The 22185-nt window shown below is 67.8% G+C and carries 29 protein-coding genes; 22 read left to right on the top strand and 7 right to left on the bottom strand.

What is annotated here, in order from left to right; all coding sequences use genetic code 11:
• Positions 1-98: 98 nt before the first annotated feature.
• Positions 99-479, bottom strand: coding sequence for a VOC family protein (locus IEZ27_RS47615; RefSeq protein WP_189653290.1), 381 nt, complete (start codon positions 477-479; stop codon positions 99-101).
• A 555-nt stretch (positions 480-1034) separates the two neighbouring features.
• Between IEZ27_RS47615 and IEZ27_RS47620 the strand changes: the two genes are divergently transcribed.
• Positions 1035-1625, top strand: a complete 591-nt coding sequence (locus tag IEZ27_RS47620) for a hypothetical protein (protein WP_189653291.1) — start codon at positions 1035-1037, stop codon at positions 1623-1625.
• Between the two features lie 536 nt (positions 1626-2161).
• Here IEZ27_RS47620 and IEZ27_RS47625 read toward each other — a convergent pair.
• Entirely contained in the window at positions 2162-2482 is a 321-nt protein-coding gene (locus IEZ27_RS47625; protein WP_189653292.1) for a hypothetical protein, read from the bottom strand.
• Positions 2483-2596: 114 nt separating this feature from the next.
• Here IEZ27_RS47625 and IEZ27_RS47630 point away from each other — a divergent pair, with 114 nt between their 5' ends.
• Positions 2597-3838 (top strand): helix-turn-helix domain-containing protein, encoded by a 1242-nt coding sequence (locus IEZ27_RS47630; RefSeq protein WP_229825001.1) that lies wholly within the window; start codon positions 2597-2599, stop codon positions 3836-3838.
• 7 nt (positions 3839-3845) lie between these two features.
• Positions 3846-4322 (top strand): hypothetical protein, encoded by a 477-nt coding sequence (locus tag IEZ27_RS47635; RefSeq protein ID WP_189653293.1) that lies wholly within the window; start codon positions 3846-3848, stop codon positions 4320-4322.
• Positions 4323-4421: 99 nt separating this feature from the next.
• Here the strand turns inward: IEZ27_RS47635 and IEZ27_RS47640 are convergent, their stop codons facing one another.
• Positions 4422-5153: a replication initiator gene (locus tag IEZ27_RS47640; protein ID WP_189653294.1), complete on the bottom strand. Its 732-nt coding sequence runs from the start codon at positions 5151-5153 to the stop codon at positions 4422-4424.
• Positions 5154-5248: 95 nt separating this feature from the next.
• Here IEZ27_RS47640 and IEZ27_RS47645 point away from each other — a divergent pair, with 95 nt between their 5' ends.
• Complete coding sequence (locus tag IEZ27_RS47645; RefSeq protein WP_189653295.1) at positions 5249-5551, top strand: hypothetical protein; 303 nt, start codon at positions 5249-5251, stop codon at positions 5549-5551.
• 159 nt (positions 5552-5710) lie between these two features.
• Here IEZ27_RS47645 and IEZ27_RS55680 read toward each other — a convergent pair whose 3' ends face one another.
• Positions 5711-6061: an AAA family ATPase gene (locus IEZ27_RS55680; protein WP_189653296.1), complete on the bottom strand. Its 351-nt coding sequence runs from the start codon at positions 6059-6061 to the stop codon at positions 5711-5713.
• A 412-nt stretch (positions 6062-6473) separates the two neighbouring features.
• Between IEZ27_RS55680 and IEZ27_RS47655 the strand changes: the two genes are divergently transcribed.
• The 3 genes from IEZ27_RS47655 to IEZ27_RS47665 all read left to right on the top strand — a co-directional run bounded on the left by IEZ27_RS47655 (position 6474) and on the right by IEZ27_RS47665 (position 8175).
• Positions 6474-6944, top strand: coding sequence for a hypothetical protein (locus IEZ27_RS47655; RefSeq protein ID WP_189653297.1), 471 nt, complete (start codon positions 6474-6476; stop codon positions 6942-6944).
• Entirely contained in the window at positions 6941-7294 is a 354-nt protein-coding gene (locus tag IEZ27_RS47660; protein ID WP_189653298.1) for a hypothetical protein, read from the top strand. Before IEZ27_RS47655 ends, IEZ27_RS47660 begins: the two co-directional genes overlap by 4 nt.
• Positions 7295-7779: 485 nt before the next feature.
• Positions 7780-8175 carry a DUF5655 domain-containing protein gene (locus IEZ27_RS47665; RefSeq protein ID WP_189653299.1) on the top strand — a complete coding sequence of 132 codons (396 nt, stop codon included), beginning with the start codon at positions 7780-7782 and terminating at the stop codon, positions 8173-8175.
• Between the two features lie 75 nt (positions 8176-8250).
• On the opposite strand, the gene IEZ27_RS47670 is transcribed toward IEZ27_RS47665, so the two are convergent.
• Positions 8251-8937 carry a hypothetical protein gene (locus IEZ27_RS47670; RefSeq protein ID WP_189653300.1) on the bottom strand — a complete coding sequence of 229 codons (687 nt, stop codon included), beginning with the start codon at positions 8935-8937 and terminating at the stop codon, positions 8251-8253.
• 224 nt (positions 8938-9161) lie between these two features.
• On the opposite strand from IEZ27_RS47670, the gene IEZ27_RS47675 reads away from it, so the two are divergent.
• From IEZ27_RS47675 to IEZ27_RS47705, 7 genes are all read left to right on the top strand, one after another.
• Complete coding sequence (locus tag IEZ27_RS47675) at positions 9162-10313, top strand: sensor histidine kinase (protein ID WP_189653301.1); 1152 nt, start codon at positions 9162-9164, stop codon at positions 10311-10313.
• On the top strand, positions 10310-10966 hold the full coding sequence (locus tag IEZ27_RS47680) for a response regulator (protein ID WP_189653302.1): 657 nt from the start codon (positions 10310-10312) through the stop codon (positions 10964-10966). Before IEZ27_RS47675 ends, IEZ27_RS47680 begins: the two co-directional genes overlap by 4 nt.
• A 274-nt stretch (positions 10967-11240) precedes the next feature.
• Positions 11241-11696: a helix-turn-helix domain-containing protein gene (locus tag IEZ27_RS47685; RefSeq protein WP_189653303.1), complete on the top strand. Its 456-nt coding sequence runs from the start codon at positions 11241-11243 to the stop codon at positions 11694-11696.
• 3 nt (positions 11697-11699) lie between these two features.
• Positions 11700-12254: a PIN domain-containing protein gene (locus tag IEZ27_RS47690; RefSeq protein ID WP_189653304.1), complete on the top strand. Its 555-nt coding sequence runs from the start codon at positions 11700-11702 to the stop codon at positions 12252-12254.
• Between the two features lie 387 nt (positions 12255-12641).
• Positions 12642-12929 (top strand): hypothetical protein, encoded by a 288-nt coding sequence (locus IEZ27_RS47695; RefSeq protein ID WP_189653305.1) that lies wholly within the window; start codon positions 12642-12644, stop codon positions 12927-12929.
• A gap of 104 nt (positions 12930-13033) precedes the next feature.
• Complete coding sequence (locus IEZ27_RS47700; RefSeq protein ID WP_189653306.1) at positions 13034-13393, top strand: hypothetical protein; 360 nt, start codon at positions 13034-13036, stop codon at positions 13391-13393.
• A gap of 165 nt (positions 13394-13558) precedes the next feature.
• Positions 13559-13993: a nuclear transport factor 2 family protein gene (locus IEZ27_RS47705; protein WP_229825003.1), complete on the top strand. Its 435-nt coding sequence runs from the start codon at positions 13559-13561 to the stop codon at positions 13991-13993.
• 64 nt (positions 13994-14057) lie between these two features.
• On the opposite strand, the gene IEZ27_RS47710 is transcribed toward IEZ27_RS47705, so the two are convergent.
• On the bottom strand, positions 14058-14492 hold the full coding sequence (locus tag IEZ27_RS47710; protein WP_229825004.1) for a MarR family winged helix-turn-helix transcriptional regulator: 435 nt from the start codon (positions 14490-14492) through the stop codon (positions 14058-14060).
• 69 nt (positions 14493-14561) lie between these two features.
• On the opposite strand from IEZ27_RS47710, the gene IEZ27_RS47715 reads away from it, so the two are divergent.
• Positions 14562-14951 carry a PPOX class F420-dependent oxidoreductase gene (locus IEZ27_RS47715; protein WP_125643793.1) on the top strand — a complete coding sequence of 130 codons (390 nt, stop codon included), beginning with the start codon at positions 14562-14564 and terminating at the stop codon, positions 14949-14951.
• A 15-nt stretch (positions 14952-14966) separates the two neighbouring features.
• On the opposite strand, the gene IEZ27_RS47720 is transcribed toward IEZ27_RS47715, so the two are convergent.
• Positions 14967-15548: a helix-turn-helix domain-containing protein gene (locus IEZ27_RS47720; RefSeq protein ID WP_125643790.1), complete on the bottom strand. Its 582-nt coding sequence runs from the start codon at positions 15546-15548 to the stop codon at positions 14967-14969.
• Positions 15549-15652: 104 nt separating this feature from the next.
• Here IEZ27_RS47720 and IEZ27_RS47725 point away from each other — a divergent pair, with 104 nt between their 5' ends.
• The 7 genes from IEZ27_RS47725 (at position 15653) to IEZ27_RS47755 (ending at position 22179) form a co-directional block, all read left to right on the top strand.
• Complete coding sequence (locus IEZ27_RS47725; protein ID WP_229825005.1) at positions 15653-16594, top strand: NAD(P)/FAD-dependent oxidoreductase; 942 nt, start codon at positions 15653-15655, stop codon at positions 16592-16594.
• Between the two features lie 26 nt (positions 16595-16620).
• A complete protein-coding gene (locus IEZ27_RS47730; RefSeq protein ID WP_189653308.1) occupies positions 16621-16980 on the top strand; it encodes a thioredoxin family protein in 360 nt (119 codons plus the stop codon).
• The gene (locus IEZ27_RS47735) at positions 16977-18185 is read left to right on the top strand and encodes an MFS transporter (protein WP_189653309.1); all 1209 of its coding nucleotides are present in this window, start codon (positions 16977-16979) and stop codon (positions 18183-18185) included. Before IEZ27_RS47730 ends, IEZ27_RS47735 begins: the two co-directional genes overlap by 4 nt.
• A gap of 136 nt (positions 18186-18321) precedes the next feature.
• On the top strand, positions 18322-19419 hold the full coding sequence (locus IEZ27_RS47740; protein WP_189653310.1) for a helix-turn-helix domain-containing protein: 1098 nt from the start codon (positions 18322-18324) through the stop codon (positions 19417-19419).
• Positions 19416-19961, top strand: a complete 546-nt coding sequence (locus IEZ27_RS47745; RefSeq protein ID WP_189653311.1) for a hypothetical protein — start codon at positions 19416-19418, stop codon at positions 19959-19961. The genes IEZ27_RS47740 and IEZ27_RS47745 overlap by 4 nt, the downstream gene beginning before the upstream one ends.
• A 92-nt stretch (positions 19962-20053) precedes the next feature.
• The gene (locus IEZ27_RS47750; protein WP_189653312.1) at positions 20054-21265 is read left to right on the top strand and encodes an NAD(P)/FAD-dependent oxidoreductase; all 1212 of its coding nucleotides are present in this window, start codon (positions 20054-20056) and stop codon (positions 21263-21265) included.
• Positions 21262-22179, top strand: a complete 918-nt coding sequence (locus tag IEZ27_RS47755; protein WP_189653313.1) for an RNA polymerase sigma-70 factor — start codon at positions 21262-21264, stop codon at positions 22177-22179. The genes IEZ27_RS47750 and IEZ27_RS47755 overlap by 4 nt, the downstream gene beginning before the upstream one ends.
• The last annotated feature ends 6 nt before the right edge of the window (positions 22180-22185 follow it).

Below are 22185 nucleotides of genomic sequence, written 5' to 3' on the forward strand. Positions count from 1 at the left end.
CATCGGAATGCACAGCCCCGTCACGTTCGAGGGCCTCTACAGGCCGTCAGACACCGTGGAGTGACCTCACCTCAGGTGTCCGTGCTACAGGGGGAAGCTCATAGTGGGTTGAGGCGGGCCTTGAGCAGGCAGAACTCATTGCCTTCGGGGTCGACCAGGACGTGCCACTGCTCCTGTCCTGTCTGACCGATGTCGGCCGGGCGAGCACCGAGCTTCAGAAGGCGTTCGAGCTCGGCGTCCTGATCGCGGTCGGTGGCGTTGACATCGATGTGCAGGCGGGATTTCCTCTTCTCCGGCTCATCGCTGCGACTGAGGATGATCGTCGGCTGCGGACCGCCGAACCCTTCGCGCGGCCCGATCTCCAGCGTGCCGTCGTCCTCGCGATCGAGCACGACGAAGTCCAGGACCTCGCACCAGAACCGCGCCAGCACCTCAGGGTCGCGGCAATCGAGCACGAGCTCACTGATACGACATGCCATTAACGAAACCTACTCTCAGCCTGGGAACTGCAGGGGAGGCCACACGCGAACCTCATGGCTCCCAGCAGCGAAAACAATCCCGCGACCGTACCAAACGAGGCCAGCACGGGCGAAATAGTTTCAGGGCCGCCCTGTCCGAGCAGCCGGGCAAGGCCGTTGGCCATGCAGTCGGGAAGCTGACTTTGGCACGACCTAGGTCCAGCTCAGAGCGGAGTGCTGCTATGGGTTTGGGTTCCCGTTCGGTCCCGTCCACCGCGACGGTTCGCATGAGACAAGATCCGGAACATGCGCGGAACGACCTTGCCGCAGTCGAGAGGACCGAGCAATCACGCGCAGGTTAGCGCGTCCTTGGTCCGCGAAAGGGCGATCCACTTCTAATCCGATGCTCCCTGTGCGTGCGACTGGGGTTGCAGTCTGGGTTGCAGTTCAGGATGAGCCATAGCCGCTCAGGCTAGACCGCGCATGCCCGTTGACCTGCATTGAACTGTCTGGAACCATGATCGGCCGAGCTTTAATCCGTAGGGTCAGAGTTCGGGAGCCGTCACAATCGATGGTGTGGACCTGGACTCCTCGCTGTTGAAGGCCGCTCAGTTCTGCTCCCCTCACATCCGAACCGAGGTCGGTGCCGGCGTCTCCGATGCGCTGGAGTACCTGGAACACGGCGAATGGGAGATGGCCCTTCTTTTGCTGGAGGAGCTCGGCGACGCGCGCCCCCAGCCGCCCGAGTTCTGGGGTCTGCTGGCTGATGCAGCCCGGGTGATGTGGCTTGAGTGGTATGTCACCTGGTATGAGTGGCGGTGCGGCGAGGCCCGGAACGGTGTTCTCCGGGCTGAGCTCTGCCTCTTGCCTACGGAGGGGGGAGGCCGCAAGGTGCCGATACTTCCCGGTAAAGGGCTTCGACCCATGTGGGATGTCGGACGGCGCACGCCTGAGGGTGAGCTGTCGGTCAGTATCGCCTTCCTCTGGGTGGAGGGTCGTACTCCGCTGGAACCGGGAGAGTGTGCACCTGTGCGACTTGTTCCCTTGACCCCTGAACACTGGCGACACGTCAAACCGAGGGACGTGATCACTATGCACGAGATGCGACTGCTCAGCGGAACAGCCCGCATCATCGAGGTAATGCCGCCCGTGGTGACTGGTCCCTAGTTGCAGTTCTAGTTGTAATCCAGCACCGTCCCACGCCGTTCCAGGCGAACCAGCCGCGTTCGTAGGTCCGGGTTGAACCGATCAGGACGGGCAAGATCCGAGCTGCTAATGCGGTTTGGCCCATGCTTTGACCCCGCCGTAGAGGTGCGGGCCTCCCGATCGCCTGACTATGGCTGATCGCCGTAGGGTGTTTGGGGGCGATCGACGGTCCAGGGCTTCGTCCCTCAGCCCCGGCCCACCGGGTATCAGGCGCAGGTCGGATTGAGAACTTGGGCTTCCGCAACGCCTCTGCAGCTTGGCCCGGAAGCCCTGCGCTCCTGGTCAGTTAGCTGAGGAATCACCTGTGACAGGTGCCCGTGACTTCTGGAGCCTAATCTCGGCGTGTAGATTCCCGGCCAGCTCCTCCAAGGTCTCTCCGCAACGCACGTTGGAGAGACCACTGACCTTAGGCAGGAAGTTGACTCGCATGGCGACCCAGCCTCCGGGCATATCGGTGATCTGCCAGCCGGGGAATCTGTTGAGCACTTGCTGCACGGTCAGGGGCACGGCTGTGCTCCGGCGATCAGTGATGAGAGCGGATGCGACATGCGCAGTTGCGTGTAGCGAAAGGCGACGCGGTGGGCGGCGCGGGCCGGCTGGGTGAAGGGGTGGCCTGCGTAGATCGGTCGGTGTCTGCTTGGGTTCCAGCCGGTGCGCCACCAGTACATGCCGTCCGCACACCAAACGATCAGGCCGACCCAGACCGACACCATGGGCGTGCCGTAGTCGTGATGGACGTCGGCAGTGATTCCCTCGTCCGCAAGGGCGGCGGCCAGTTGTTGTGCGGCGGCCAAGGGGTGAGGCGGTAGTTCGTTCATGTACTGAGCGTTGCCGTGATGAAACCGCAGGTGAACGGCCTTGTCCTGCTGGTGGTACGGGTATTCCCGTCACGAATATCGGTACGGCCGAGGGCGGCGGCTTAACCTAGCGTTGTGCCCCAGATACCGCCGCAGTTCTGGTCCGGGCCAGTCGTGGCCGCCGCTCTCGCCGAGTGCGATCTACCAACCATTCTCGAAGAGGTGCGGCGGGCGCACGGTTGGACGCAGGGCCAGCTCGCTGAGGCGGTCGGCTACTCCCAGAGTTGGGTGTCCAAGGTGTTGCGTGGTCGTCAGCCGCTCACTGTGGATCAGGTCCGGGAGATATCCATCCAGATCGGGATGCCGCTTCATTTGCTCCGATTCGGAGCCCGAGGGGATGACGATCCGACGAAGCGCAGAGATTTCGGCAAGGCACTAGCGTTGACCGCGCTGGCGGGGGTGGCCCTGCCCAAGCGTCCCGATGTGGACGAGACGACTGCTGCCGCGCTGACCAGCATCACCGGCGCTCAGCGTCGGTTGGAGGCCGTCACGCCTGCGCGCGAACTCGCCAGGCCGGCTGTGGCACAGGTCGATCTCGCGAGCCGCGTTCTCGGCCGCGCGGCGCGGTCTCCGCATGCTGACGAGATCCGGGCCGGTCTGAGCGAGGCGGCGGGCTTCGCGGCCTGGGTGCATGCCGACATGCAGGACACCGGTTCGGCGCGGCTCTACTACCGTCGCGCCGTCGACAGTGCACGACAGGCCAACCATGCGCTGCTGGCGGCATACATGATCGGAAGTCTGGCCGCGTTCGAGATCGACGCCGACGATCCGCTGATCGGACTGAATCTCCTGACGCGGGCGCGGCGGGAGATCGGTGAGCGGCCACCGGCAATCGCTCGGGCGTGGCTGTCGAGTCTCGAAGCGCTCGGCCATGCGACCGCGCGGGACGAGGCGGCAGCGCTTCAGGCGTTGAGTGCGGCTGAGGCGGCGGTACAAGCTGGTGAGCGGGCCGCCGCGCCGCCTTGGCCATGGGTGTTCCCGTTCGATCACGCCAAGCTGGCGGGGTATCGGGCCTTGGTGATGGTACGGCTCAAGCGGCCGGTTGAAGCCGTTGCCGCGTTCAACGAGTCGCTTGCGTCGGCCCAGCCCGGTGCGAAGCAGCGGGGTGTGCTCATGACCGAGGTGGCGACGGCTGAGGCCATGTCGGGGCGCTATGACGAGGCGCTGTATCTGGCGTCCAATGCGCTTACGGTGGCGACGACGTACGGCTCCGAGCGTGTCCTGCACCGGGTCAAGAACTTCCGGCGATCGTATGCCGGGCCGTCGTCCGGTGCTCTGCGCTCGTTCGACGAGCGTCTTCACGCCACTCTGATCTAGGGGGATCATGGTTCGCATCGCTGTGTCCGGTCATCGGGGCTTGCCGGAGGAGACCGCCGTACTGATCGACGGGGCGGTACGTGAGGCGCTTGCCGAGTACGGTCCTGAAGTCGCCGGGTTGTCCTGTCTGGCGGACGGGGCTGATCAGATTTTCGCCCGTGCGGTACTCGACCTCGGTGGTGCGTTGGAAGCCGTGATCCCTGCCAAGGAGTATCGGGACGGGCTGCCGGGCGAGTGCCAGGCTGCGTACGACGAGTTGCTGGGCCGGGCGGTCCGAACTCACAGGCTGGACTTTGTGGAGTCCACCGCGGAGTCGCACATGACTGCCAGCGCGCGGATGCTGGAGGACGCCGATGTGTTGTTCGCCGTCTGGGACGGGCAGCCGGCCCGAGGTTATGGCGGGACTGCTGACGTGGTGGCCGAGGCGCGGCGGCGGGAGGTGCCCGTACAGGTGATCTGGCCCGATGGGGCCCGGCGAGATTAGGAGCCTCTAGAGGCTAGGTGCCTGGTCAGGCGGCTAATGAGCCTCTAGGTATGCCTCTAGACCTAGAGGTGATCTCTCTAGGTCTAGAGGCGCAGGGTTCTATCGGTTCTCGCCTGCTTGCTGTCGTGCGATCTTGCGAGCGGTGGCGATCCGTTGGCGTGCTACCTCGGCCCAGAAAGCCTCTCCGTGGCGGTGGCCGCTCCCGGCATAGTGCCATTCGCCCACCGTCACGGTCTTCTCCGGATCGGGAGGCGGAGTGCCCGTGATCAGCCGGGCTTGCTCGGCACGGAAGTCGGCGCGGGCCTGTCGAATGTCCCCGAGTCTGATCGAGTAGTGGCGGGACTTGGTGGAGAAGTGTCCCCGGTAGCCGAGCATGTGCGCCCACTGTCGCAGGAGCAGGGTTCGGTAGGGCTGGAGCTCGGCGAGGCTGAAGCAGGTGTAGATCATGCGGCGGGCGTGCTCGGTGACCTTCAGACCGGCGATCTGTCCGGCATGCCGAATCGGACGGTCTACGGTGCCTGCGGACTCGGCTCCCTTGGTGGCGTACTTGGCCACGTACGCGGCGACTCGCTGATCGCTCAGTCCGCCCAGCTCGGCTGAGACGTAGACCGGTCGTACGTCGAGCTGATCGCCCCACCGGACAGGCGAGGGCGGTCCGTCCTCTATTTGGACCGCGACCTGACTGGCGGTCCGGCGTATGGCCTGGTCGAGCAGATCGATCGTGATGTGGTTTGGAGGGTGGTCAGCGGGTCCGTCCGGTAGAGACGACGTACTGCATGCTCTCAGATCCTGCACCACCGCAACGGTTCGATACCGCGACGCGATCTCCACAGGATCGGCCCTACGTCCGCACCACCCGCTCAGACTTCCAGGCTAAGAATCGACCTGGAATGATCAGGCTCGGATGAACCTACCCAAGGACACTTATGGCTACCAAGCTCCTCGCGTTCGTCGCCTTCTTACTGATCGGCTCAGGCGTACTTGCCGGCCTGATGCCTGTTACTTCAGAAGGTGAGACATGTGGTTCTGCATTCGTTATTGCCTCTCTTCCTGATTATCAAACGGATGAAACTCGTGACTTGGCAGTAGAAAGGATGGATTATAGGAACGGATGTAAGGATGTCCGGAATCTTGTTCAGATTCCCGCCACTGTCTTGATTGCCGCAGGGGCAACCACCTTGATTGCTGCCTTCTTCTCGCGGAGAACAGTCTCTATAGCGAGAAAGTGACGACCCTCTGTCGCGCTCCTGTCATCACGAGCAGCAGCAAAGTGCAGCAGTCGTTGACACGTGACAACGGCTGTGAGCGATCGCCTCCGACTGGCTCGACCAAGTATGCCTGACCGACCGCTCGGGCCGGGTTGCCGCGCTGCCTCACAGATGCAGCTCTCACAATCGCCCTGGCCGTGGATCGGCGTCTACTTCCCGCTTTATGGAGAGAAGGAGATCCGGTACGTGCTGGATCTCATCGATGAGAAGAAGTCCGTCATGATGCACGACGCCATCGGGGTCCTGTCTCGCCGCCGCGCGTACGGCTGCCTGATCCAGGTAGATCTCGCCGGCTCCTGCCGTCTGACGCACGATCGCCTGGGCCAGTGTGCTCTTGCCGACCTGCCGGGCGCCATTGATCACCACTACACGGGTGTCGGTGAGGGCTTCCATCGCCATGGCCTCGGCGCGACGAGGGAAGAGCGTGAGTTCATCTGTGTCCTCGGTGCGGAGAATACTCCGCACCGACATGCCCTGATGGCAGATTTGCCGCACATCTCTTGGCGGATCTGCCGCATCTGTAGTGGCTGATCTGCCGAGCAGCGGCCCGGCCTCTCGGCCAGGAGGGGGAGGGTGGAACGAAGTGCCCAAATGTCGCTTCAACCTCCACGGAGGCACTGTCAAGAGTGCCGTCCGCTTCAGTCTTACACCACAGGACACGCCGGAGCCGTCCAGAGGGCGGTCCCCGTGGTGAGCGCCCGAGTGGGAGGCATCGGGCCTGGAGGCCCTGCGCTCCGGGTCGAGTTGCCATCGAATTGCCTGCCTACCGGTGGTTGCCGTGATTGTCGGTGCCTGATTTCGGCCTGTAGGTGCCCGGCCAGCTTCTCCTGCGGCTCTCGTGGATCGACTCTGATCAGAACGTATTCTGACGTAGACTCGTGGCGTGAGCACTAGCCATGTCGACGCGGTGACCTTCTCAGACTTGTCAAGAAATCCGCGAGCGGTCGCTGAGCGTGCGGCACGCCTTGGACGCGTACGCGTCACGCATCGGGATGCGCCGGACTTCTACTTGACTGCGGCGGACCGTGTAGAGGAACGCGAACGGACGCTGGCCACCGCTTCCCGGCTGTTTCTTGCCTTGATCAAGCACGATCCCACCGCGCGTGCGCTGGTCATTGCCATGCCAGAGGTCTTCCCTTGGGTTCGCCACCTGTCTTCGGACGAACTGCGTGCCTTCACTCTGGAACTGGTCGAAGCGCTCTCCGACGCGGCCGAGTTGGATGTCGATGCCACCACCCAGGAGGTCATCGCCGGCTGGCGAGCCACCGCCAGGATCAAGGCCGACCCTGCGCATTTCGCCGAGGCCAGCAAGCCTACGAGCGGTGACTTCGGGCAGGTCCAGGTTTCGCCATGAGCCCGAAGCGCGGAGATCGAGTCACGGTGCCACCGCCGGATGACGAGTGGGAGATCCGGTTTGGCACCAGCGACGCGGTCAGGGGTTGGGAGGAACTGTGCCGTCATGCCTTGGTCAATGCGCGCCGATGCTTCGAGGTGCTGCGGGCCGATCCCCGCTCGCGCTCCAGCCATGACCGGCAACATCGCCTACGCGGCGATCTTGCGACCCATCGTCACAACGGCAGGGACTTGGAGCAGTGGGAATTCGAGGTCACCAGCGGTGGGCGTGTGCGCTACGCCATTGATGATGTTGCTCGTACTGTCTGGGTGATCTATGCATCGCCTCGACACCCCAAGGACACTGAATAGCCGAACCACTGCTGCATGAAACCAGGTGCTACCACCAGCAATACCTGCACGAAAGCCTCAACGCGTACTGCGGCACCGGTGTGGCCTGTCCGGTGGGCCTGACCTCCGGCGAGGCGTAGAGCTGCGGAGATAGCTAGATCCTGGACCCTGATCGCCCAGTACGTCTGGTGTCGATCACGGGCCAAGCCCTCGACCGTCTGGATCTGATGTCTCAGTACCAGCCCGCTGAGGACACCGCAGACCCAAGCTTGCCGGGTTGCACTTATGGAAGATCAAGGCGGCGGCGCGGCGCCGTACCCCCGGCTCTCCGTCCGGGCGTGCGGCCTGGGGTCGGTCGCGGCCGGTGCGGGGCTCGTCTTTGTCTGTGGCTGGGGGCGATCGACGGCAAGGTGGCTGATCGTCGGCTACATGGTCCGCGTCCCCTTGGGGCGGGACGGCGGCAGCAGCCCGAAAACCGTCGTTGCCGCCTGCTACTTTCTCGGTTCATGAACCAGGAGACGTGGACGATCGACGATCACCTTGAAGGCAAGCCCGACACGTCGGTGGCCCTGTACCACGAGTTCGTCAGGCTGGTTGAGGCATGCGGAGCCTTCACGTATGCGGTGTCCAAGAGCATGATCACCGTCAAGGGGACACGTCGAGGATTCGCTGGAGCAAAGCCGGACGCGCGGGGGCTTCGTGGGTACTTCGACATCCAGCGCACGATCAGCGACGACACTCGCATCACCAGCGTGGCTCCGTACACGAAGCGGCTGTACGTTCACGCCTTCCGGATCTCTGATCTCGCCGAGCTTGATGAGGAATTCGCCGGCTGGCTCCGCGAGGCGTACGAAGTGGGTCAAGGCGGACACCTGGGAGCTTCACGAGAAGGCGAGTCCTGACGCGAGGTGTGAAGTCCCTGGTCATCAGCTGATCGTCGCGCAGTTGGCGTTCAACTGGACAGAGGGAACGAGGGGTCACGTGGCCGGGGTCGATGTGGCCAGGGTCTCCGCGCGGAGCACGTCCTCGGCCGAGCGGCGCAGGAGGCGTACCCCCACCAGGACCAGCGGCGCGTAGCAGGCCAGGGCCACCACAGCACCCACGAACGCGGGCAGCGTCGCGGCCGCCACGAACGGCAGCAGGATCACCGGCACCGTCCACCAACCGACCACTCCCGCTCGGGCGAGCCCGGCCAGAAGCAGCGGGAGCATGGCGACGCCGCACAGGATTCCGGTGAGCCGCCACACGGCGAGGGTCGGGTCGGCCGTGACGGTGTCGAACACCTTCACCGCGTCGGCGAGCGGCACCGCGTTCGGCATGACGGTGGTGAACCAGTCGGACAGCAGCATGCCGGACATCTGGATGGCGCCGAACATGGACAGTGCCACGCCGGTCGCCGTCAGGCTCCGGCCCCTCCGGCCGCGCAGCAGCGTCAGGCTCGCCGGTACGCCGAGCGCGATGAGCACCCAGGCGTAGTGGAGCAGGTTCGCCGACAGCAGCGACAGCCCGTGGTCGGCGGCCAACGAGGCCAGATACCCTGCGGATGAGTCGTCCGCCTGCGGCGGCGAGGTGAGCATGCCGCCGAACATCAGGACGGGGGCGAGTACGAGCGCGACGCCTGCGAGGCGGCGCAGCGGAGCGGAGGCGGCGGACGTGGCGTCCATGGGGTGTCCTTTCGGATGTCTCTTGAGCTGCCGTAACGCTATGAGCGCGCACCAGCCGGCCGGATCGGCCTAGCGGGCCGTCCGAGATGCGATTCCGAGTCACTCGATCGGCCGCAGGGTCCTCTCCGGGTACGACCCGCGACCCTCTGCCGTCCTTCCCGGGTCTGATCCGCGGGTCGAACCCCTTCGTTACCGTCGGTGTGCCGACGACGAGGGGAGTGAGCGTGGGCACACCATGGAGCCGCCGGAGATGGCTGCTCGCGGGCGCCGTGGCGGGTGTGTTGTTCGCCGTCCTCGCGTCGATCGAGGTGTACGGCGACCCGCGCGGCGCCGACGACCGGCTCGCCGTCGTCGGGCTCAGCCTCGTGTTGGCGCTCTGCTTCCCGCTCGCGGCGCGTCATCCGATCGTCGCGATGTCCGTGGCGATGTTGTCGTTCCCGTACGCGATGCTGACCGGTGCGGAAGGAGTGGGCGGGGCCCAGCTCATCGCCGAGCTGGTGCTCGTGGTTCATGCGGCTTACCGGACCGAACCTCGTCGTTCCCTCGCCGCGTCGGCGTGTGCCGCCGTGGTTCCGGCGGTCGCGCTCGTCTGGGGTGGCGAGGGGGTTTGGGAGTTCGTCTTCTTCGGCGCGTTGGTGGGGGCCGCCTGGGTTCTCGGTACGTTGTTGCGGCGGGAGCAGTCGCGCTCTCGCCAGCTGGCCGCGCTCGCCGCGGAGCTGGCCGCCGAGCGGGAGGCGCGGGCGCGGGCGGCGGTGGCCGAGGAGCGTGCCCGCATCTCGCGTGAGCTGCACGACGCGGTGGCGCACACGGTCAGCGTGATGACCATGCAGGCCGGGGTGGTACGGCGCCGGTTGGCCGACCGGCCGGTCGAACACGACGCGCTGACGCAGGTGGAGGAGCTCGGCCGGCGTTCCGTCACCGAGTTGCGCCAGGTGGTCGCCCTCCTGCGTCCTGACGAGGCCGACCGGCTGGCGCCGCCTCCGTCTCTGCGGAGGATCGACGACCTCGTGCAGGAGGTACGTTCGGCCGGGCTTCAGGCCACGTCCACGGTGTCCGGTACGCCGTTCTCGGTGCCGCTGGGTGTCGACATGTCCGCGTACCGGATCGTGCAGGAGGCGTTGACGAACGTGTTGCGTCACGCGGAGGCGGCGGCCGCGACGGTGACCGTGACGTACGAACCGGCCGGAGTCAGCGTACGGATCGTGGACGACGGGCGGGGCACCACCGCGCCCGGTCCGGGGCCGGGCGGCGGGCACGGCCTGGTGGGGATGCGCGAACGGGTGGGCATGTTCGGCGGGGAGTTGCGGGCCGGGCCGCGTGCCGAGGGCGGCTTCGAGGTGTACGCGCGTTTCCCGCTCGCAGAGGGGACACGATGATCCGGGTGCTGCTGGCCGACGACGAGGCGATCATGCGGGCCGGGCTGCGCATGCTGATCTCCGACGAGCCGGACATGGACGTCGTCGGGGAGGCGGCCGACGGCAACGAGGCGGTGCGGATGGCCGCCGAGATCGGGCCCGACGTGGTGCTCATGGACGCCCGCATGCCGGGCCTCGACGGCATCTCGGCCGCCCGCGCGCTCGCCGGGACGCATCCCGAGATCAAGGTGCTGGTGCTGACCACGTTCGACGAGGAGGCCATCGTGGACGGGGCGCTGCGCGCCGGGGTCGCGGGCTTCCTGCTCAAGGTGTCACCTCCCGAGCAGCTGCTGGAGGCGCTGCGCGAGGTGGCGGCCGGGCGCGGTCTGCTCGATCCGGCGGTGGTCCCGTCGGTGATCGGCAGGTACACGCGGGCACCGGAGCCGCAGCCCCGGCACCCGGCGCTGGACCGGCTCACCGGCCGGGAGGCCGAGGTGTTCGCCCTCGTCGGCAGGGGGTTGTCGAACTCGGAGATCGCCGCTCGGCTCTACCTCGGGGAGACCACGGTGAAGACGCATCTGGGCAGGGTGCTGGACAAACTCGGGCTGCGCGACCGGTCACAGGCCATCGCGTTCGCGTACGAGAGCGGACTCATCCGTCCAGGTGAGGACTGAGAATCGCATTCCTGTGCATGGGGCACGCAGGTACGCGCTCGTAGGAGACGGGCTCGGTCTTACGTCGGGCGAGGCGTAGATCCAGCTGGGTGAAGGGGTGCCCTGTGTAGATCGGTCGGTCTCCGCGTGGGTTCCAACCGGCGCCACCAGTACGTGCCCTAGCCGTGATGGACATGTGTCGTTCTGTCCGATCTCTCGAATCGTAGAAGTCGCCGGCGGCTTCGCTTGCGGATATTGCGTTTGTTGCGGATACTTCGAAGAAGGGGGTGTCGGCATGGCAGATGTGCAGGCCAAGCGAGTTCGGCCCGGGAGTATCGATGCCGAGGTGGCAGGTCGCGCCGTACGTCGGATCAAGGATTACCTCATGCGGTATCCCGAGCAGCCGACCATCCGGGTCGCCGGTGAGCACGGAGGCGAGGATCCGCTGATCCTGCCTCGTGAAGCCGTGAGCCTGCTCGCCTTCGTTCTCGCCCAAGCAGCCGAAGGGCGCGGAGTCACGGTCATTCCGTCGCATGCTGAGCTGACGACGCAGCAGGCGGCGGACATGTTGAACGTGTCACGTCCCTATGTGATCAAGCTTCTGGAGGCGGGAGAGATCCCCTTCCGGTTGATCGGGAAGCACCGACGAATCACATATGAAGATCTCCAGGAATACCAGCGTCGCGACGACGCCAAGCGCCGGACGGCTGCTGACCAGCTCGCTGCGCTGGGGCAAGAGCTGGACATCTGAGCGATGGCATACGTAGTGGTCTATGACGCGAACGTGCTCTACGGCAACACGCTGCGTGACCTGCTCATTCGGCTTGCCATGACGGGGCGGGTGCAAGCCAAGTGGACCAACGGAATCCTCGATGAGATGCAGCGCAACCTTGCCGCAAACCGTCCCGACATTCCCGCGGAGAAGCTCAACAAGCTCCGCAGCCTGATGAACCTGGCCGTCCGAGACTGCCTTGTCGAAGGGCACGAGCCGCTGATCGAAGGGTTGAAGCTGCCCGATCCGGACGACCGGCATGTGCTGGCTGCAGCGATCAAGGTAGGCGCTCAGGTCATCGTCGCGTCGAATCTGAAGGACTTCCCCGCTGAACACCTGGCTGCATGGGATGTCGAGGTGAAATCACCCGACGACTTCGTACTGGACCTGATCGCCCTGGACGGAAGGGTCGTATGGGCTTGCGTGCAGCAGATCGCGGACTCGCGGATCAGCCCGCCCGAGACTGTCGATGATGTGCTCGACGCATTGGAGGCTGCGGGCCTCGTCGAGGCGGTAGCCGCTCTTCGAGCGGGCTGAGGTCCTGCCGAGGTCTCCACACGCCGACGCGTCCGTCTCATCGTCCACATGCGCCTGACCACGGTATCGATCAGCCGAGCAGAGTGATTGCTCTGCCTGGAAACGCGGCAGGTTGGGGCTGCTGCCCCGCATTGCGGCTGGGAGCGTCATCGAATGGCTGGCCTTCCGTAGGCGTAGTGCGGGGTTCTGCGGGAGACGGCAGGCAGCGTTCTGCTGTCCGGTCGGTTGTGGAACGTGCCGCCCTCACGCCACATCGCGAGGAGCCTTTCGCTCATGCTGGAGACACTGCCCATTCAGGGACGCCGCCGACCAGATCTACAAGAAGGTCCTTCTGGAGATCGACCGTCTGGCTGCCCGCTACCCGAACGCGCGGATCGCGGTGACGACGTGGTCACGCTGCCGTTCGGCGACGGGGAGCATCCGCCGGTCGCGGTGGCCGTCGCAGGGGCCGTTCTCGGGGTGGTCACGCTGGTCGGCGTCGTTCTCGCCTGGCGTGGGAGCCGGGCCGGGGTGGTCGCCGTGATCGTCTCCAGGCTCCTGCCGGGGTTGAGCGCCGTTCCCGCGTTCTTCGCCGACGGGGTTCCCGGGGAGGCGGTGGCGGTGGCCGGGGTCGGCGTGGTGCTCACGCTCGGCTGCGTCGTGCTGGTCGCGCCGGCGCTGCGGTCCCGGGGCTGAATCCGGGTGCCCTCGTCTGAGGGTCGTGTGCGGGCGGCTTGGAGCCCGTCCAGCGTTCGCCCGTGGCATGCGGGCCGTACTTCGAGGTACTTCGAGGAGAACCAGTGGAAATATCCGTAGCGCGCATCCGCAGCGTTCCGCTCGCTCTGGCGTTGTTCGCCGCGCCCTGGGGGTTCGTCGTCGCCAACGGCGCGTACGCGTGGGCCACCCGCGCCGGAGGCGGCGACGACATCGGCGCGGAGGCGCTCGCGCTGGCCTCGGCCCCCCGGCCGCTGCTGCTAGGCCTGGCCCTGTTACGCAGCCACGTGGTCCCGCTCGGGGCGGCCGCCGCGGTCCTCGCCTGGCCTCCGCTTCACGTGATCGGGCTGGTCGCGGGGAGCGAATGGTTCGAGGTCGCGGGCGCCGTACTGCAGGCGGCCGGCCTGGCGATCGTCGGCATCCGCCTGCTGAACGCCCCTCGGTGACTCTTGCGAGGGAAGTGTGGCGGGCCAGGGGGTGTGTCCCGTAAGTGGATCTTGGTGGGCTGCTTGCTTTACTTCGGAGGTAATCGCCTCGGTGCGCCCGTGCTGACAGGATTGATGATCTTCTTGTCGGACGACGCCAACCAGGACGGAAGGTCAGCCATGTCCATGACCGCACCCACCGACACGCGTACGGTGGTTGAGGAGTTGCTGCGCAGGATCGGCGAGGGCGACCCCGAACGCATCGCCGAACTGTACGCCGAGCAGGGCGACTGGAAGCTTGACTGGCCGGAGGTCGAACATGGCCGTACTGCCACGCCGTGGATCCGGCACCGGTCCACCCGGGCCGACGCGGCCGCCCACTATCGCGAGATCGCCGATCACCACGTGCCGGAACTGGTGGCGACCGAGGTCGAGCGCCTTCTCGTCGACGGAAGCGACGCGGTCGTGCTCGGCGAGATCCGTCAGACCGCCCGGTCCACCGGACGTTCCTATCGGGCGCGGTTCGCCCTGCATCTCACCGTCGAGGACGGCCTTGTCACCCGGCACCACGTCTACGAGGACAGCCTGGCCGTCGCCCAGGCGTTCGAGGCGGAGAAGTGAAAACCTCCAGGTCGATCGCGTAGCCGTGGCCCGGCGCCGTCCGCCGGATTTCCGCGAACCAAGTTCACTGCGCGCCCTCGATCGCCTGGGTGAAGCGGGTGAGGAGGGCTTGGAGGGAGGCGCGTTCCTCGGGGGTGAAGGCGGCGGCGATCCGGCGTTCGATGATGACGGCGGCCTCGTCCGCCACCCGTAGCGCCTCGCGGCCCGCGTCCGTGAGGTGGGTCTCCAGCATCGTGCGGTGCCACTGGTGGGGGGAACGTTCGATCAGGCCGTGTTCCAGCAGGTTCTTCAGTACGACGTTCATGGCCTGCGGCGTGACCAGGCACTCCCTGGCCAGGGCGGCGGCGGAGATGCCGGGGTTGGCGTGGAGGGCGAGCAGGGCGGCGTACTGGGGGACGGTCACCCCGGCGGCCTTCACGGCCGCGTGTTTGGCCGCCATGAGTCGCTGCTCGGCGCGCTTCACGGCGAGGCCGAGCCGTTCCTCCGGGGGCATGTCCATGCAGGGAGCCTACAAGTCGTCCCACTCTAAAAACACTTATATGTATCAAAGCTTTGATACTGTGCCGCCATGTCTGTGATTCCCGAGAGCCACCTCGACCTGCTGACCCGTCCCTTGTACGCCCATCTGGCCACGTTGATGCCCGACGGCACCCCGCAGGTGACGCCGGTCTGGACGGTCTGGGACGGCGAGTTCCTGCGCTTCACCACCACGACCGACCGCCAGAAGGGCCGCAACGCGAGCGCCCGCCCGTACGTGGCCATCTCGATCAACGACCCCGACCGGCCGTATCGCTATCTGGAGGTGCGCGGGACCGTCGAACGCGTCGAGCCCGACCCCCAGGGCGACGGCTTCGACCTGCTGGCCAGACGGTACGGCCTGGAGTACGACCGGCCGGTCGGCGACGCCGAGCGCCGGGTCGTCATCGTGGTACGGCCCACGCGCTGCACCAGCCAGTGACGGCGGGCCGGGCGCTCAGGAACTCGGCCGGGCGCGCATGTGCATGCGTTCCCCCTGCCGCCCGAACAGGTTGAGCACCTCCACGGGATGGTCGCCCGCCGGGCCGAACCAGTGGGGCAGGTGGGTGTCGAACTCGGCGGCCTCGCCCGGCCCCATGACCAGGTCGTGGTCGGCCACCACGAGACGGACGCGGCCGGAGAGCACGTACATCCACTCGTAGCCTTCGTGGGTGACCGGCTGCGGCTGGTTCTGGTCGGCGGGGATGATCGACTTCCACGCCTGCAGAGGGCCCGGGTGGGCGGTCAGGGGCAGCACGGTCCGCCCGTTGCGGACCACCGGCTTGAGGCGGATGCGCGGGTCGCCGACCTCCGGCGCGCCGACCAGCTCGTCCAGCGGCACCTGGTGCGCCTCCGCGATCGGCAGCAGCAGCTCCAGGCTGGGGCGGCGCTGGCCCGACTCCAGCCGGGAGAGCGTGCTCTTGGAGATGCCGGTGGCCTCGGCCAGGGCCGCGAGGGTCACGCCACGCTGGGTGCGGACCCGTCTGAGGCGGGCGCCGACCTGAGCCAGCGTGATGTCTATCCGGGATTGCTGCTCCATGGGTCCATTTCACCTCCGCTGTTCCAGAAATGGCAACAGAAGTTGTCATCCTGGCCCGACCGGACGCACCATCGGGGCCGGAGGTGATCGTCATGATCAAGGCGATGAACAGCGAAAACGCCGAGTACGACGTGGTGGTGGTCGGCGCGGGAGCGGCCGGGCTGAACGCCGCCCTGCTTCTCGGACGCGCGCGGCGCAAGGTGCTCGTGGTCGACGCGGGCGGGCCGCGCAACGCCCCGGCCGCGCACATGCACGGCTTCCTGTCCCGCGACGGCCTGCCGCCGTCGACCCTGCTGGAGCTCGGACGGGCCGAGATCGCCCGGTACGGCGTGCGTCTCGTCCGCGGGCGCGTGGAGGAGATCGAGCACGGCTTCTCCGTACGGCTGGAGGGCGGCCCGGTGATCGGCACCCGCCGCGTCCTGGTCGCCACCGGCCTGTACGACGAGCTGCCCGCCATCCCCGGCGTACGCGAGCAGTGGGGCAAGGACGTGCTGCACTGCCCCTACTGCCACGGCTACGAGGTCGCCGACCAGCCGCTCGCGGTGCTCGGCACGCATCCGGGCGCGGTGCACCAGGCTCTGCTCCTGCGGCAGTGGAGCGACGACGTCGTGTTCCTCCCGCACACCCTCGACCTCACCGCCGAGGACCGCGAACGCCTGGACGCCCGTGGCCTGCGCGTCGTCGAGGGGAAGATCGACCATCTCGTCGTCGAGGAAGGGCGGCTGCGCGGCGTCGAACTGGCCGACGGGCGGGTGCTCCCGAGGGCCGCGGTGTTCCTGTTCCCGCGTATGGTGCCGCACGACCAGCTCCTCACCCGGCTGGGCTGCGCCAAGGACGACTCCGGCCTGGTCGGCACCGACCGCACCGGACGTACGAGCGTGCCGGGCGTCTGGGCGGCCGGGAACGTCGTGGACCCGCGCGCCCAGGTCGTCACGGCGGCCGGGATGGGCTCGTCCGCCGCGTTCGCCCTCAACGCCGACCTGCTGGACGAGGACGTACGGACCGCCGTCGAACGCCACCGCGCCGCTTCCGCCCCGACTCGCTAGCCCCACACACGCAAGGAGACTTCGACATGCCCGCGCATGCTCCGGGCTCGGTGCGCAGCGTCACCGAGCAGACCTTCGCAGAACACGTCGTCCAGGCGGAACGGCCGGTCCTGGTTCAGTTCTGGGCGACTTGGTGTCGTCCGTGCCAGATGGTCACCCCCGTCGTGGAGAGCCTGGCCGCCGACCGCGCCGGCGAGGTGGACGTCGTCAAGGTCGATCTGGACGAAGAGCCCGGCCTGGCCACCCGGCACGGCGTCACCGCAGTCCCCGCCTTCGTCGTGTACGCCGGCGGCAACCCCGTCGGCTCGTGGACGGGCGCGGCTCCCCGGCACGTACTGGACCAATACCTCGACGCGGCCCTGCGCGCGGCGGGGGCGGGCCGGTGAGCGCCGAGGCCGCGGCGGCCCCACGGGCGGCGGCCGCCCGCGGCAGGCTGCCTCTGGGCGTCTACCTGCTGTCCTTCAGCCTGTTCTCGATGGGCAGCGCCGAGTTCCTGCTCGCCGGGGTCCTGCCGGCCGTCGCCGCGGACCTGCGGATCACGTTGTCCTCGGCCGGTGGGCTGATCTCGGCGTTCGCGGCGGGGGTGGTCATCGGCGGGCCGCCGCTGGCCATCATGACCCTGCGCTGGCCGCGGCGGACCACGCTGGTGGCCGCCCAGGCGGCCTTCGCCGCCTGCGTGGCGGTCGGCATGCTCACCGACAGTTACCCGGTGCTCCTGGTCACCCGCTTTCTCTGCGGCCTGGCGTACGCGGGGTTCTGGGCGGTCGCCGCGGTCACCGCGATCGGCCTGGTCCCGGCGGACCGTACGGCCCGCGCGTCCGGCGTGGTCGTCAGCGGGCTGAGCCTGGCGATGATCGCCGGCGGGCCGGCCGGGGCGATGATCAGTTACTTCACCGGATGGCGTGGCGGGTTCTGGGCGGTGACCGCCCTCACCGTGGCGGGCGCCGTGCTGACGCTCGTCGCGCTGCCCGCCGCCGGCGGTCCCGTCCGGGCGAGCGTGCGCAGCGAACTGCGCACGATGCGACGGCCGCAACTCTGGGTGGTGTACGCCGTCACCCTGCTGAGCACCGCCGCCTACATGATCTCCTACAACTACCTGGCGGCGTTCCTGACCGACGTCACCGGTGTGCCCGGGGTCTGGGTGCCGGTGATCCTGACCCTGTTCGGGGTCGGGGCGTTCGCCGGGCTGTCGGTCGGGGGCCGGATCGCCGACCGGCTGCCCACGCACGCGCTGCTGGCCGGGGCGCTGGGGATCGCGGTCTGTTCCGTCCTGCTCGCCGTGCTCGCACGGCACGCGCCGGCCGTCGTACCGCTGGTGTTGCTGCTCGGGGTCGCCGGGTTCGTGCTCAACCCGGCAATCTACGGGCGCGTGTTCGCCATCGCGTCCGGGGCGCCGACGCTGGCCGGGGCCACCACCGTCTCGGCCTTCCAGCTGGGCATCAGCCTCGTCCCCGTACTGGCCGCCGCCGCGCTGGACGCCGGGGCGGGGCTCACCGCCGTACCGTGGATCGGCGCGGGACTGGCCGCGGCCACACTCGTCCCCATCCTCCTGGACCGCGCGATGTCACGACGAAAGACCAGCCGCACATAGGGCTCCGGACGGGTTCTCCGCAGGGGTGCCGGGCCAAAAGTGCGAATAAGAGGACGAAAGTTTATTGAGGCGATGATTGCCCGGATTCGACTTCCCGACCTCGCAACTCCGTCCACCCCTGTGCGATTATCGCACTATGAAGGAGCCGGGAGAGTGGCTGGACATCGGCGAGCGTGTACGTGAGTGCCGCATGGCAGCCGACATGTCCCAGGAAGAGCTGGCATCTGAGCTGAAGCTCGACCGGACGATGATCGCGAAGATCGAAAGAGGCGTTCGCCGGGTTGACGCCCTCGAACTCGCCAGATTGTCGGCGGTTCTCCAGGTTCCCCTGAGTTATTTCCTCGATCCGCCACCTCTGGTCGTGTCCCGGCGTACGGAACTGGCTGACGACACGGTCACCGACGCCTCACGTCAATCCCATCGATTGGCGGTCGCGCTCTCCACTTGGCTGGCGGATATCAGGCAGCTCGTGGGCACAGGAGTGTTCACTCCGCCTGCGATCGAGCGCTGTCCGGAACCGGTTCAGGACGCATCGAGCGCCCGCCGTGCGGCTCTTTGGGTGCGCGAGTGCTCGGGGCACGGCCTGGAGCCCATCGATTCCCTCATGAGCGTGTGTGAAAAGCTCGGGCAGCTGGTCGCGGTGGTCGAGGTGCCCGGCGAAGGCGCTTCCCTGGTCGAGGACGACGTGGCCGTGGCGGTCGTCGGCAAACACGGCGATCCCGGCCGCCGCCGAGCGACCGCGGCTCACGAGCTGGGACACCTGATCGTCGGAGACGAGTACTCCACCGACATAGGCGTCCATGCCTCTCGTGACGACAGGGAAGCGATCATCGACGCGTTCGCCGCGGAACTGCTGCTACCGGCCGAAGCCTTTCACCGTGGGGTTCGTACCGGTGAAGGGGCGAGGCGTGAGCATCTGGTGATTCTCGCGGCACGGTACAGGACCTCCTGGTCTTTGACCGTGCGGCAGGCGGTGGAAGCCGGAGCCATCGCCAGAGGCGTCGCGAAAGACATGCGCCGGAGAAACCCGACCAGAGCGGAGTTGATGGAAGCGGTCGGGTGGGCGCCGCAGCCGGATCTGGAAACGGTTCGAGTGCCTCCGAGTTTCGCGCACGCGGTGCTGGAATCGTTCAAGAGGTCGCTCATCACGGGGTCCCGTGCGGTCGAACTCATGCGCGGTCAGATCGTGGCAGCTGACCTGCCGGTGCGCGACGATGCGGATTGCGAGCTGTGAGCGACGTCGGCCCGAACCCCGTCCTGGTGTTCGACGCGATGTGCCTGAACCACTTCGCTCGCGCCGAGCGTCTGGACGTGCTGCGCGATCTCCTGGCCGGCACGGTGTGCCTGACGACTCATGTGGTCCGGGAAGAGATACGCGCGGGGGTGGAGGCCTATCCGCTCCTCCATGCGGTGCTGGATGCGGACTGGCTGGGTCTGGCGCGGCTCGACTCCCTTGACGAGATCAGGTGTTTCGCGAAGTGGGCGCAGCGCATCGGCTCCTCGGGGCGCAATCTGGGTGAGGCCAGTGTGTTCTCCGCGGCCGAGCTGTCGCGGGGGATCGCCGTCACCGACGACCGTGAGGCGGTGGCCGTCGGAAGGGCGCACGGCCTGGAGGTGCACGGCACCGTGTGGTTGCTCGCGCGGGCGAGCCAGGACGGGAAGCTCAACGAGGTGGCCGCGGGAAACATCGTGGATGCTCTGATCGCCACGGGAATGCGGCTGCCGTGCAGCGGCTCGACCTTCGGGCCGTACGTTCGGCGCCACGGCTGCCCCTGAATCGGTGTGGCGGAGGTCACATCGGCTTCATGTCACGGACGGGTGGGGTGCTTCCATCACGTGGTCGTACGCATCGAACGAAAGGTACGGCGATGACCACGCAGCACGAAACCGGCACAACTCCCCACCACATCCTGATCCTGGGCGCGGGGTACGCGGGCATGGCCGCGGCGATCCAGCTCGCGGCGCGGACCAAGGGGCGTGCGGACGTGCGGGTGACCCTGGTCAACCCGCGGGAGCGGTTCACCGAGCGGCTGCGGCTGCACGTCGCGGCGACCGGGCAGCAGGTCGCCGAGCTCAGCATTCCCGAGCTGCTGGAGGGCACCGGCGCGCGGTTCGTACGCGGCTGGGTCACGGCCGTGGACGCGGACGCGCGGACCGTACGGATCGACGACGACCGGGTCCTGCACTACGACACCCTGGTGTACGGGCTGGGCAGCGTGGCCGACACGGTGACGGTGCCAGGCGTAGAGGAGCACGCGTACACGCTGGACGGCGTCCAGGACGCCGAGGCGCTGGCCGACCGGCTGGCCCGGCTGGCCCGCCAGGGCCGGGGCACGGTCGTCGTCGGCGGCAGCGGCCTGACCGGCGTCGAATCGGCCGCCGAGATCGCCGAGCGTCATCCCGAGCTCGACGTCGTGCTGCTGGGCCGGCAGGAGCCCGGCGCGGCCATGGCCGCCAGGCCGAGGGCGTACCTGCGGGCCGCGCTCGCGCGGCTGGGCGTCCAGGTGCGCGGCGGGGCCGAGGTGGTGAAGGTGCTGCCCGGCTCGGTCGAGCTGGCGGGCGGGGAGAGTGTGCCCGCCGACGTCGTCCTGTGGACGAGCGGCACGCGGGTGTCGCCGCTGGCGGCCGCCGCCGGTCTGACCGTCGACGAGCGCGGCCGTATCGTCACCGACGCCGCCCTGCGGTCGGTGTCGCACCCGGACGTGTACGCCCTCGGCGACGCCGCCGCGATCCGCCAGGGCTACGGCGTCATGCACGGCACCTGCCAGGGCGGCATGCCGACCGGCGTGCACGCCGCGCTGTCGATCCTGCGCGTGCTGGCCGGCAAGGAGCCCAGGCCGTTCCGCTTCGGCTACTACCACACCCCGGTCAGCCTGGGACGGAACGACGGCGTCGTGCAGTTCACCCACCCCGACGACAGCCCCCGCAGGGTGTATCTCACGGGCCGGTTGGCCGCACGGTATAAGGAGACGGTGACCGCCTCCCCGTGGCCGACCTACGGCCGTATGAAGAAGATGCCCGCCTCGGGCGCGTTCTGGCCGCGCGGCGGCCGGTTCACCCGCGTGGGGGCGGCGGGATGAGCAGTCCGTACTCCGAGCGGGACCAGCAGGTCTTCAACCAGCATCGCAACCTGCTGTTCTCGGTTGCCTACCGCGTCCTCGGCACCGCGGCCGACGCCGAGGACGCGGTCCAGGACGCCTGGATCAAGTGGTCGGCCGACGACCGTTCGCAGGTGGCCGATCCCAAGGCGTATCTGGCGCGGATCGTGTCGAACCTGGCGTTGGAACGGCTGCGCTCGGCCCGGTACCAGCGCGAGACGTACGTCGGGCCGTGGTTGCCGGAGCCCATCCTGACCAGCGGCGACACCGCCGACGACGTCACGGCCGCCGATTCGGTCTCGACCGCGATGCTGGTGGTCCTGGAGACCCTGAGCCCGCTCGAACGGGCGGTGTTCGTGCTGAAGGAGGTCTTCGGCTTCAGCCACGCCGAGATCGCCGAGGCGGTGGAACGTTCCGAGGCCGCGGTGCGGCAGGCCGCCCATCGCGCGCGGGAGCACGTACAGGCCCGGCGGCCGCGCTTCCCGGCGGACCCGTCGCGGCAGCGCGACGTCACGCGGCGCTTCCTCGCCGCCGCGACCGGCGGCGACATCAACACCCTGATGGAACTGCTGTCCCCCGACGTCACCCTGTGGACCGACGGGGGCGGGAAGGTACGTCAGGCCCTGCGTCCGGTCGTGGGCGCGCAGACGGTGGCCGCGTGGTTCGCCGCGATCGGCACGGTCACCTACCAGGGCGTCGAGCCCGCCCACATGAGGGCCGAGCCGGCCGAGATCAACGGCGGCCCCGGCCTGGTGTTCAGCGGCCACGGGCGCGTCGTCGCCACCGTGACCTTCGACTTCGACGCCGAGGGACGCATCACCGCCGTCCACAACGTCGCCAACCCGGACAAGCTCCGCGCCGTCGCCACCGGAACCGCCCGCGATGTCACACCCTGACCACGG

Origin of the sequence: Nonomuraea spiralis (genome assembly GCF_014648435.1) — a bacterium.
Taxonomy (GTDB): domain Bacteria; phylum Actinomycetota; class Actinomycetes; order Streptosporangiales; family Streptosporangiaceae; genus Nonomuraea; species Nonomuraea spiralis.

What these genes read in the sequence shown, in the direction of transcription:
- IEZ27_RS47615 (WP_189653290.1), bottom strand. Translation starts at nt 479, where the DNA reads ATGGCATGTCGTATCAGTGAGCTCGTGCTCGATTGCCGCGACCCTGAG.
- IEZ27_RS47625 (WP_189653292.1), bottom strand. Translation starts at nt 2,482, where the DNA reads ATGAACGAACTACCGCCTCACCCCTTGGCCGCCGCACAACAACTGGCC.
- IEZ27_RS47635 (WP_189653293.1), top strand. Translation starts at nt 3,846, where the DNA reads ATGGTTCGCATCGCTGTGTCCGGTCATCGGGGCTTGCCGGAGGAGACC.
- IEZ27_RS47645 (WP_189653295.1), top strand. Translation starts at nt 5,249, where the DNA reads ATGGCTACCAAGCTCCTCGCGTTCGTCGCCTTCTTACTGATCGGCTCA.
- IEZ27_RS55680 (WP_189653296.1), bottom strand. Translation starts at nt 6,061, where the DNA reads ATGTCGGTGCGGAGTATTCTCCGCACCGAGGACACAGATGAACTCACG.
- IEZ27_RS47660 (WP_189653298.1), top strand. Translation starts at nt 6,941, where the DNA reads ATGAGCCCGAAGCGCGGAGATCGAGTCACGGTGCCACCGCCGGATGAC.
- IEZ27_RS47665 (WP_189653299.1), top strand. Translation starts at nt 7,780, where the DNA reads ATGAACCAGGAGACGTGGACGATCGACGATCACCTTGAAGGCAAGCCC.
- IEZ27_RS47670 (WP_189653300.1), bottom strand. Translation starts at nt 8,937, where the DNA reads ATGGACGCCACGTCCGCCGCCTCCGCTCCGCTGCGCCGCCTCGCAGGC.
- IEZ27_RS47680 (WP_189653302.1), top strand. Translation starts at nt 10,310, where the DNA reads ATGATCCGGGTGCTGCTGGCCGACGACGAGGCGATCATGCGGGCCGGG.
- IEZ27_RS47685 (WP_189653303.1), top strand. Translation starts at nt 11,241, where the DNA reads ATGGCAGATGTGCAGGCCAAGCGAGTTCGGCCCGGGAGTATCGATGCC.
- IEZ27_RS47690 (WP_189653304.1), top strand. Translation starts at nt 11,700, where the DNA reads ATGGCATACGTAGTGGTCTATGACGCGAACGTGCTCTACGGCAACACG.
- IEZ27_RS47705 (WP_229825003.1), top strand. Translation starts at nt 13,559, where the DNA reads ATGACCGCACCCACCGACACGCGTACGGTGGTTGAGGAGTTGCTGCGC.
- IEZ27_RS47710 (WP_229825004.1), bottom strand. Translation starts at nt 14,492, where the DNA reads ATGGACATGCCCCCGGAGGAACGGCTCGGCCTCGCCGTGAAGCGCGCC.
- IEZ27_RS47715 (WP_125643793.1), top strand. Translation starts at nt 14,562, where the DNA reads ATGTCTGTGATTCCCGAGAGCCACCTCGACCTGCTGACCCGTCCCTTG.
- IEZ27_RS47720 (WP_125643790.1), bottom strand. Translation starts at nt 15,548, where the DNA reads ATGGAGCAGCAATCCCGGATAGACATCACGCTGGCTCAGGTCGGCGCC.
- IEZ27_RS47725 (WP_229825005.1), top strand. Translation starts at nt 15,653, where the DNA reads ATGAACAGCGAAAACGCCGAGTACGACGTGGTGGTGGTCGGCGCGGGA.
- IEZ27_RS47730 (WP_189653308.1), top strand. Translation starts at nt 16,621, where the DNA reads ATGCCCGCGCATGCTCCGGGCTCGGTGCGCAGCGTCACCGAGCAGACC.
- IEZ27_RS47740 (WP_189653310.1), top strand. Translation starts at nt 18,322, where the DNA reads ATGAAGGAGCCGGGAGAGTGGCTGGACATCGGCGAGCGTGTACGTGAG.
- IEZ27_RS47750 (WP_189653312.1), top strand. Translation starts at nt 20,054, where the DNA reads ATGACCACGCAGCACGAAACCGGCACAACTCCCCACCACATCCTGATC.
- IEZ27_RS47755 (WP_189653313.1), top strand. Translation starts at nt 21,262, where the DNA reads ATGAGCAGTCCGTACTCCGAGCGGGACCAGCAGGTCTTCAACCAGCAT.